Genomic DNA, 9,137 nt, shown 5'->3' on the forward strand with positions numbered 1-9,137 from the left:
GTGAGCTCGCAGACGGAGGAACTCGACGGCGTCGCCGGGTGGTCGGTCGAGCTCATGGAAGACCTCGGCAGCCCCGGCGCCGGGCTCGCGATCGCCCTGGAGAACCTCTTCCCGCCGCTGCCGAGCGAGGTGATCCTGCCGCTGGCCGGCTTCACCGCGGCTCGCGGCACCTTCGGTGTCGTCGAGGTGCTCATCTGGACGACCCTGGGGTCGCTGGTCGGCGCCGTCGTCCTGCACCGCCTCGGCTGGGCGCTCGGCCGCGAGCGGATGCTGCGGATCGTCGAGCGGATGCCGCTGGTCAAGGCCGAGGAGGTCGTGCGAGCCGAGGCCTGGTTCGCACGCCACGGCGACAAGGCCGTCTTCTACGGGCGGATGATCCCGCTGTTCCGCAGCTTCATCTCCGTGCCCGCCGGCGTGGAGCGCATGCCGCTGCCGCGCTTCATGCTGCTCACGACCGCGGGCAGCGCGATCTGGAACACCGTCTTCGTGCTCGCCGGCTACCACCTCGGGGAGAACTGGCACGTGGTCGAGACCTACGCGGGCGTGCTCCAACTCGTGGTCCTGGGCGTGGTGGCGGGCGCCGCGGTGTGGTGGGTGACCGCTCGGGTACGGGCCGCCCGCGGCGCGACGCCGTCCACCTGAATCCGCTGCCGTCGCCCACAGCTGGGGCATAGGATCTCGACCAGACCGCCGCACCGGCGGACCCCTCGCTCCCCGATGGAGGAGGCCCCATGGGCCGACACTTCGGATCGGTGATCCTCGTCGACCCGGCGGGTCGCGTGCTGCTCCAGGAGCGCGACGAGCACCCGGAGATCGACCCCGAGACCTGGGGCTTCTGCGGCGGCCACCTCGAGGACGACGAGGCGCCGCTGCCGGGCGCCCTGCGCGAGCTCGCGGAGGAGACCGGCGTCGTGCTCGACCCCGCCTCGCTGCGGCTCATCGCCGAGGTGCCGCTCGACCGCGGGCCGCACCGCGACGACCGTGCCTGGGTCTACGCCGCCCCGACGCGCCTGACCGACGACGACATCGTGCTCGGCGAGGGCCGTCGGATCGTGTTCGTCGAGCCCGACGTGACGCCGTCCCTGCCGCTCTCGACGCTGGCCGGGATCGTGCTGCCGGGCTTCCTGGAGTCCTGCGCTCACGCCGAGCTGGCCCGCGCGGCGTCCCGCGGCTGACGGGTCAGGCCGCGACGGGGACGGCGTGCGCGTCGCGCAGCGCCACCGCGAGATCGCGCATCTCCCGGGGGAGCCGGACCTCCTCGAGCGGCACCGTGGCCGGCGACCAGAACTCGCGCAGGCACTCGGCCAGCATCGAGCGGTACGCCGGCGAGGAGTCGGGCAGGCGGCGCAGGTACTCCGGCAGATCGACGGGCAGGATGCGGCGGTACCAGAGGTCGCGGACGGCGCGGCCGGCCTGCTCCTCGACGTAGGAGGTCGACCAGCGCTTGGTGACGACGCGGTCGGCGAGGTCGGCGAGGTCGCCGCGCTGCTGGCTGATCGAGCTGCCGTCGCGGCGGATGCGCCACAGGTACACCGGCATGCGCAGGGAGTCGATCGATCGGGCCGCCAGCAGGGCCCGGGTGAGCGTCGGCTGGTCCTCGTAACGGACGCCGGCCGGGAACCCCAGGGCGGCGTCGTCCCAGAAGGAGCGCCGGAAGACCTTGTTCCACGCGAAGCAGTCGGCCAGCAGCAGCGGGGCGTCGTCGAGGTCGACGCCGAGCAGGTCGCGCCGGTGGTTCTCCTTCATCAGCGGCGTCAGCGAGGTGCGCCGGCCCTCCCAGCGGTACGCCGTGCCGATGGCCAGGTCGGACCCGGTGGATTCCAACGCACCGATGAGGTGCTCGTAGGCGCCGGGGCAGACGACGTCGTCGCTGTCGGCGAAGGCCAGGTAGCGGCCGACCGCCAGCCGGGTGCCGGCGTTGCGGGCGGCGCCCAGACCGGCGTTGGCCTGGTGGACGACGCGCACGCGCGGGTCTGCGGCTGCGAACCGGTCGGCGATCTCGCCGGTGCGATCGGTCGACCCGTCGTCGATCACGATGACCTCGAGGTCGCGATGCGACTGCTCGAGCACGCTGGTCAGACAGGCGGGGAGGTAGCGGTCCACGTTGAACGCGGGGACGACGACGCTGAGCGCGGTGGGGCGGCGCCGGGTCGTCGAGAGCATGGGGCGACGCTAGGGCGACGGGGTGAACAGCGGGTGGGCTGCGGGCGTCCGCTCGGCCAATGACGGCGGGCCGTCGGCCCCGTCGGCGATCCGTCACCCCTGGGTCGCCCGGAGGCAACCGGACGTTCTCCGGCCGGTCCTAGCGTGCCGAACGGTCGGCGCCGCGCCGTCCGTGATGGAAAGAGGACCCTGCATGCTCGACCACCTGCAACTGCCCGACGATCTGGTGCCGGGGGCGGTGGTGATGAGCGAGGCCGAGGCGCCCGCCGTCCGTGCCGAACGGGACGCCGTCCGTCGTCGCCTGGTGCTGGTCGCCGGGTCAGGACGCAGCGGCACCAGCCTGATGGCGGGCATCCTGCGCCAGGTCGGGTTGCACGTCCCGCAGCCGGAGGTGCCGGCCGACCACACCAACCCGAAGGGCTTCGCCGAGCCGCAGTGGGCCGTGGACTTCCACGACCTGCTGCTGCGCCGGGTCAACGTGCAGGTCGGCGACGCCCGGCCGCAGGCGTGGTTCGAGACCGGCCGCGCCGGCGCCCGCGAGGCGAACCGCGCCGAGCTGACCGAGTGGCTGGCCGCGGAGTTCGCCGGGGCCGACACCCTGGTGGTCAAGGACCCGCGCATCGCCTGGTTCCTCAGCATGTGGCGGGTCGCGGCGCTGCGCTGCGGCGCGGAGACCGCCGTGGTCAGCATGATCCGCCATCCCGCCGAGGTCGTGGCCAGCAAGGGCACGTACTACGGCGGACGGCTCGGCGACATCCACCGCCTCGCCGGCTGGACCAACCTGATGCTCTTCACCGAGCGCGCCAGCCGGCACACGCCGCGCGCGTTCGTGCGCTACGACGACCTGCTCACCGACTGGACGCGCACCGTCACCGGCGTGGGCGACCTGCTCGACCTCACCGAGATCAAGCACGCGAGCACCCAGCGGATGCAGGAGATCCACGACTTCGTCGACCCCGACCTGCACCGGGTGCGCCGCACCTGGGACGACCTCGACGTGCCCGCGGGGCTGCGCGAGATCGCCGACGCCACCTGGGTCGAGCTGAACCGGATGGCCGACCCGGGCCATGACACCGCGGCCGCGCACGCCCGCTTCGACGAGCTCCGCGCCGCCTACGCCACGCTCTACGGCGAGGCCGAGGCCCTGGCCGCGGCCAGCATCGAGGCGGCGGGACCGGCGTTCCTGCGGGCCACCCGCGCTGCCCGGGCGAGCGCCGCCGAGGCCGCCGCGCAGGCGGCGTACGACGCCGCCTCCCCGCCGCGCAAGGCCTACCTGCGGGCGCGGCGCGTGGCCGGACGCGTGCGCCGCCGCTGGCGCGAGCGCCGCGAACTGCGGGCCGGTCTGCGCGCGGAGGCCGAGGCGTGAACACGGCGACCCGCTCCCCCGACCTGGTGATCCCGAGCATCGAGGGGCACCCCGGGTACGACGTCAGCTGGCCGCGGGAGGCGGCGTCCCTCGAGCGCGGCGTGACCGCGGTGCTGCGGGTGCGCAACGAGGCCCGCAACCTGCCGTGGGCGCTGCCGCCGCTGCTGCGCTCGGGCTACCGCATCGTGGTCGTCGACAACGGCTCGGACGACGGCACCGCCGACGTCGCCCGCCGGGTCGCCGCCGAGCACGGCGCGACCGACCGCGTCGAGGTCACCGCCTACCCCTTCACCATCAGCCGCTGCGGCGACGAGCACCTGCGCACCCACGAGCGGTCCGTGCACAGCCTCGCGCACTTCTACAACTGGAGCTTCGCGCACGTGCGCACCGCCTACTCGCTGAAGTGGGACGGCGACATGGTGCTCACCGACGAGGGCGTGGCGACCTTCGCCGACCTCGCCTGGCAGCTCGAGCACGTCGAGGCCGTGGTCTCGATGCCGCGGCACCCGCTCTTCGTCGAGAGCCCCTCGGTGGCCTACCTCGACCGCTACCTGATCAACGTGGAGGAGTACCTCTTCCCGATGGGCGAGGCCTACCGGCACGTGAAGGCCTTCGAGTGGGAGATGCGCATGGTGCCGCGCGGCACCGAACGGCTGCGGCTGCCCGAGGGCCTGTGCGTCGAGCTCAAGCACCTCGACAGCGACGAGTTCGACCACTGGGACGGTCAGGCCGCCTTCGGCTCCACCGAGCGCACGCGGCGCAAGGCGCGGGAGTGGCAGGTCTTCAGCGAACTGCGGGCCGGACGCGGTGCTCAGCTGGCCGGCGTCGAGCGCATCGAGGCGCCCGCGGGCGTGCACGTGGTCGACCACGTCGCCCACACGTGGCTGCCCGCGCAGCGTCGTCCGCTCACGGTGCCGCCGCATGAGCGGGAGCCGCGAACCGCGTCGTGAGACGCGCGGTGAACTCCTCGACGCTGAGACGGCCGTCGGCGACGGCACAGGTCGACCAGGCCGAGACGTCGACGCCGCTGAGCTCCGCGAAGAGCTCGAGGTCGGGGGCGTAGCGCTCGACGAGGCCGGCGATCTGCTCGACCGTCGGACGATCCGGCGAGAGGGCCGGCTTGCCCTTCATCCCGTGCGGCAACGACGGCACGTCGTCGAGCCGCGGCAGGCCGAGGTGGTCGGTCACCCGGTGCACGGTGGCCACGTGGTCGGCGATGAGTTCGCGCATGTCGAGCACCAGGAAGGCCTCGCGTCCGAAGACCTCGATGCCATGGCGCAGCTGGGCGCCGTAGTAGCCGCGCACGACGCCGGAGTGCATGCGGAACGCGTGGACGTTCGTGCGCGGGGGCCGCTGCGGCTGCGGCACCTCGGCGGGGTCGGGGGCGAAACGGGTGAGGAACCGCGCCCAGCTCACCGCCTCGGCAGGCCACCGGTTCGAGATCATCTGCCACTGCGAGACCAGCCGCTCGATCGGGTCGCGCACGAGCACGATGTGGCGCAGCGCGGGGTCGTAGCGGTGCATGCGCTCCAGCGCCTGGGGCCACCACAGGTACAGCGGGGTCGCGTCGCCGGCCATGACCTGGCGGGGGTCGGTGCGGGGCACGGAGTAGTCGGCGAAGTCGTGCTCGGCCCAGCGACGGCTCTCGTCGTCGAAGTAGTGCCACTCCTTGACCGGCGCGGGCGCGAGGTGGGGGTGATGACGCAGCAGCAGCGCGAGGGACGTCGTCCCGGCCTTCTGCGAGCCGGACACGACGTAGCCGACCCGCACGGTGCTGTGCGTGCTCACGCGGGGCGAGGTTACCGCCGCGGGAGCGTCGTCCGGGCGCCTCGGACGGCGTCCCGGCGAAGGTTCACCGTCTGGTCGCCGGCGGTTCGGCACGCCGTCACGACCCGTCTCACGGTGCGAGTGACCCGGGCCGCCGATTCTCGTTGTCACCGGGGCGCACCGCACACTGGAGCGCCCGCCGCCCGCCCGCCATCCCGCCACGGAGGACTCCCCATGCACCAGCGCCCTGTGCTGCTGTGGTGGGTCGGTGCGTTCGCCGTCGTCGGGCTGCTCATCGTCGGCGGCCCGGTCGCGGCCCTGCTGAGCGGGCCGCCCCCGGCCCTCTCGGCCACCACGGCGATCGACCCGCTCACCGGCATGCCGGTCGCCCCGGCCACCGTCGCACCCGTCGGCGACGCCACGGCCGCGGCGCAGGGCAGTGACGGCGGCGCCGCCTCCGAGGTGCCGACCGCGGCCCCCACGGGCGGCACCGGACGCACCTGGTTGACCGGCACCGACCTCGGTGCCCGCATCGGCGGCTTCAGCTACCGCTGGTACCCCGACGGCTCGATCACCCCCGACCCGGCGTGGGTGCGGGCCAACATCGTCACCGAGCAGGTGCCGATCATCGGGTCGATGACCTGCCACCGCCTCATCTTCCCGCAGCTGCGCGCGGCGCTGCGCGAGATCCAGCGCGACGGGCTGGCCTCGCTGATCAAGACCGACCAGTACGCCGGCTGCTACGTGCCGCGGTTCATCGACCGCGATCCGAGCCGCTCGCTGTCGCTGCACTCCTTCGGCATCGCCTTCGACCTCAACACCGCCACCAACCAGCTCGGCACGGCCGGCGACATGGACCCGCGCCTGGTCGCGATCTTCCAGAAGTGGGGCTTCGCCTGGGGCGGCAACTGGACGTCGCGTCCCGACCCGATGCACTTCGAGCTCTACGCGCTGGAGTCCCCGCGCTGACACCGGCTCGCGTTAGCGTGCGCCCATGACCCACGTCGTCGACTTCGCGACCGTCTCCACCGCCGGCCTGGAGTCCTCCCCGGTCGCCGAGGCCCTGGCCGGGCTGCGGGCGAACGAGGCGCGGTACTTCTCCACCAAGTACGGGCACACGTTCGCCACCGAACCGGCGGCCGAGGTCCCCGACCTGGTGGCCTACGTGCACCGCATCCTGGCCGAGGAGCGCGACCTGCACATCGCCTCGACTCCGCTGGAGGCGAGCTCGTTCGAGGTCGAGGGCATCCGGTGGACCCACGTGTTCTACGAGTCGGGCCTGGCGATCAACGTGCTGTGGACCCTCGAGGAGGGCGGCAAGCGGGCCGTCGGCTTCAAGCTCTCCGACGGCATGGAGGTGCCTGTGGAGCTCGCCGACCGGTTCAAGTTCGCCCGCCAACGCTCGAAGCTGGCCGGCACGATCCGCGGCAGCTACTTCGTCATCAAGGGCGAGTACTAGCCGCTCGGCGCGGCAGCGCGCGGCGCAGCGCGTAGGCGAGCGCGCCGAGCACCTCGGCCCGCTCGCCCAGCACCCCTTCGACGACCGGGACGGCGTCGCGGGCGATCGCACCGGCGGCCAACGCCTCGCGCAGCGGGCCGAGCAGCGGCTCGCCGACCCCGGCGAGCGTGCCGCCGACGATGACCACGCCCGGATCGAGCAGGTTGCACACCGAGCCGAGGACGCCGCCGATCGCCCGGCCGACCTCGTCGAGCACGCTGGCCACCGCCGGATCCTCCAGGCGGCCGAGCACCTCCTCGAGACCGCCGTCCTCGACCAGACCGAGGCGGCGCAGCACCGCGCCCGCACCGGCCACCGTCTCCAGGCAGCCGCGGTTGCCGCAGGTGCAGGGCAGTCCCTGCGGATCGACGACGGTGTGTCCGAGCTCGCCGGCGGTGCCGCGGGCGCCGGTGAACAGCTCGCCGTCGACGATGAGGCCGGCGCCGACACCGGTGGCGATCTTGACGTAGAGGACGGCGTCGGTGGTGCCGTGGCCCCGGGTCCACTCCCCCAGCGCGCCCAGGTTGGCGTCGTTCTCGATGTGCACGTCGAGGCCGAGCGCGGCAGCCATCGCGGCCCGGGCGGGCACCCCGCGCCAACCGGGCAGCACGGTGCTGTCGCCCAGGCTGTCGCGGGCCCGGTCGACGGGTCCGGGCAGGCCCATCGCCACCGACACCACGTCGTCCCGGCCGGCGTCGGCATCGGCGAGGGCGGTGTCGACGAGGCCGACGACGCGGGCGATCTGCTCCTGCGCACTCGAGCCCGGCACGACGGGCGCGGCCCGTTCGGCGAGGACGGCGTGCGCGAGGTCGGCCACCGCCACCCGGGCGTGGCTCTTGCCGAGGTCGATGCCGACGGCGAGGCCGGTGGCGCGGGTGAGCCGCAGGTCGAGCGCCGGGCGTCCCGCGCGGACGGCGGTCTCGGTGTCAGCGTCGGCCTGCACGAGGGTGCCCTCGGCCATGAGGCCGGCGACGACCGTGGAGACGGTCGAGTCGGCGAGCCCGAGGCCGCGGGCCAGCGCGGTGCGCGAGGCCGGTCCGGCGGCGGCCAGGCGCCGCAGGATCAGCTCGGTGGCGTCGGCGCGGGCCATGCCTCGTCCTCTCGGTCCTGCGGGCGGGAGGGCCAGTCGTATCACCCTCCGGGCAGGGCGTGACCCGGGGGCCGGAGGCTCGTTGTGACGGTCACCATACTTCGAAACCGAAGAAACGACCCGGAGCTCCGATGTCCCCCTCCCCCCGCACCGCCCTGGCCACCGTCGCCCTCGCCGTCGCCGCCACGGTCTCGGCCACCCTCCTCGCCGCGGCGCCGTCGGCTCCGGCGTACGCCGGCACCGCCGAGACCGCCGCGGCCCGGGCCGCCGACCCGTGCGCCGCCTGGATGGACCCCCGCGACACGCCGTCCCAGCGGGCACGGGCCCTGGTCGGCGCGATGACGCTGGACCAGAAGCTGCACATGGTGACCTTCGGGATCACCCCGCCCTACCTGCTCTACTACGGCACCGCGGGTCATGTGACCGGCCTGCCGGAGCTGTGCGTGCCCGATCTGGTGCTCAGCGACGCCGGCTCCGGCGTCGCCGGACTCCAGATCGCCACCACCACCTTCCCCTCCGGCATCGCCCAGGCCTCGACCTGGAACACGCGCCTGCAGCGCCGGGTCGGTCGGGTCATCGGCGACGAGGCGAAGCGCAAGGGCATCAACGTGATGCTCGGGCCGGGCATGAACATCGCCCGCACCCCCTACAACGGGCGCAACTTCGAGTACTTCGGCGAGGATCCCTTCCTCGCCGCGCGGATGACGGTGCCCTTCATCCGCGGCATCCAGGACAACCCCGTGCTCGCCGACGCCAAGCACTACGCGTTCAACGAGCAGGAGACCGACCGCATGAACGTCGACGCGAAGGTCGACGAGCGCACCGCCCGCGAGATCTACCTCGCCCCGTTTGAGGCGGCGGTGAAGGAGGCGAAGGTCGGCTCGATCATGTGCTCCTACAACCGTTTCGGGGGCACCCATGTGTGCCAGAACCGCAGCCTGCTCACCGACATCCTGCGCAAGGACTGGGGGTTCGACGGCTTCGTGGTCTCCGACTGGGGCGCCGTGCACTCCACCGGTCCGTCGGCCATGGCGGGCCTCGACCTCGAGATGCACGCGGTGCCGTTCCAGACCCCGGCCACCCCGGTCTTCGGCGCGAGCGACCGCTACTTCGCGCCGGCGAAGATGCAGGCCGCACTCGATGACGGCAGCCTGACCATGGCCCGCCTCAACGAGATGGTGCGCAACATCGTGCGGCCGATGTTCCGCGAGGGCCTCTTCGAGCACCCGGTGAAGCCGGGCGTCGCGCCGTTC

The 9,137-nt window shown here is 73.3% G+C and carries 10 protein-coding genes; 7 read left to right on the forward strand and 3 right to left on the reverse strand.

The genetic code is table 11. From position 1 onward, the window contains the following. Positions 1-642: a DedA family protein gene (locus ABD671_RS12530; RefSeq protein ID WP_344733716.1), complete on the forward strand. Its 642-nt coding sequence runs from the start codon at positions 1-3 to the stop codon at positions 640-642. An 89-nt stretch (positions 643-731) separates the two neighbouring features. Further along, complete coding sequence (locus ABD671_RS12535) at positions 732-1,175, forward strand: NUDIX domain-containing protein (RefSeq protein WP_344733717.1); 444 nt, start codon at positions 732-734, stop codon at positions 1,173-1,175. A 4-nt stretch (positions 1,176-1,179) separates the two neighbouring features. On the opposite strand, the gene ABD671_RS12540 is transcribed toward ABD671_RS12535, so the two are convergent. Beyond that, on the reverse strand, positions 1,180-2,163 hold the full coding sequence (locus ABD671_RS12540) for a glycosyltransferase family 2 protein (RefSeq protein WP_344733718.1): 984 nt from the start codon (positions 2,161-2,163) through the stop codon (positions 1,180-1,182). 193 nt (positions 2,164-2,356) lie between these two features. Between ABD671_RS12540 and ABD671_RS12545 the strand changes: the two genes are divergently transcribed. Beyond that, the gene (locus tag ABD671_RS12545) at positions 2,357-3,529 is read left to right on the forward strand and encodes a sulfotransferase family protein (protein ID WP_344733719.1); all 1,173 of its coding nucleotides are present in this window, start codon (positions 2,357-2,359) and stop codon (positions 3,527-3,529) included. Continuing rightward, positions 3,526-4,479: a glycosyltransferase family 2 protein gene (locus ABD671_RS12550; protein ID WP_344733721.1), complete on the forward strand. Its 954-nt coding sequence runs from the start codon at positions 3,526-3,528 to the stop codon at positions 4,477-4,479. The genes ABD671_RS12545 and ABD671_RS12550 overlap by 4 nt, the downstream gene beginning before the upstream one ends. Here the strand turns inward: ABD671_RS12550 and ABD671_RS12555 are convergent. Further along, positions 4,436-5,317 carry a sulfotransferase domain-containing protein gene (locus tag ABD671_RS12555; protein ID WP_344733722.1) on the reverse strand — a complete coding sequence of 294 codons (882 nt, stop codon included), beginning with the start codon at positions 5,315-5,317 and terminating at the stop codon, positions 4,436-4,438. The two genes, ABD671_RS12550 and ABD671_RS12555, sit on opposite strands and share 44 nt — an antisense overlap. Before the next feature lie 213 nt (positions 5,318-5,530). On the opposite strand from ABD671_RS12555, the gene ABD671_RS12560 reads away from it, so the two are divergent. Both ABD671_RS12560 and ABD671_RS12565 read left to right on the forward strand, forming a co-directional pair. Next, entirely contained in the window at positions 5,531-6,265 is a 735-nt protein-coding gene (locus ABD671_RS12560; protein WP_344733723.1) for a M15 family metallopeptidase, read from the forward strand. Between the two features lie 25 nt (positions 6,266-6,290). After that, positions 6,291-6,755: a phage tail protein gene (locus ABD671_RS12565; protein WP_344733724.1), complete on the forward strand. Its 465-nt coding sequence runs from the start codon at positions 6,291-6,293 to the stop codon at positions 6,753-6,755. On the opposite strand, the gene ABD671_RS12570 is transcribed toward ABD671_RS12565, so the two are convergent. Beyond that, entirely contained in the window at positions 6,739-7,884 is a 1,146-nt protein-coding gene (locus ABD671_RS12570; protein WP_344733725.1) for an ROK family protein, read from the reverse strand. The two genes, ABD671_RS12565 and ABD671_RS12570, sit on opposite strands and share 17 nt — an antisense overlap. 131 nt (positions 7,885-8,015) lie before the next feature. Here ABD671_RS12570 and ABD671_RS12575 point away from each other — a divergent pair. Then, positions 8,016-9,137, forward strand: a 1,122-nt coding sequence (locus ABD671_RS12575) for a glycoside hydrolase family 3 protein (protein WP_344733726.1), incomplete at its 3' end; no start/stop codon positions are given.

The organism is Nocardioides fonticola, from assembly GCF_039536805.1.
GTDB lineage: Bacteria > Actinomycetota > Actinomycetes > Propionibacteriales > Nocardioidaceae > Nocardioides > Nocardioides fonticola.

Coding starts and splice junctions, on each gene's coding strand:
- ABD671_RS12565 (WP_344733724.1), top strand. CDS start 6,291: ATGACCCACGTCGTCGACTTCGCGACCGTCTCCACCGCCGGCCTGGAG.
- ABD671_RS12540 (WP_344733718.1), bottom strand. CDS start 2,163: ATGCTCTCGACGACCCGGCGCCGCCCCACCGCGCTCAGCGTCGTCGTC.
- ABD671_RS12560 (WP_344733723.1), top strand. CDS start 5,531: ATGCACCAGCGCCCTGTGCTGCTGTGGTGGGTCGGTGCGTTCGCCGTC.
- ABD671_RS12535 (WP_344733717.1), top strand. CDS start 732: ATGGGCCGACACTTCGGATCGGTGATCCTCGTCGACCCGGCGGGTCGC.
- ABD671_RS12545 (WP_344733719.1), top strand. CDS start 2,357: ATGCTCGACCACCTGCAACTGCCCGACGATCTGGTGCCGGGGGCGGTG.
- ABD671_RS12570 (WP_344733725.1), bottom strand. CDS start 7,884: ATGGCCCGCGCCGACGCCACCGAGCTGATCCTGCGGCGCCTGGCCGCC.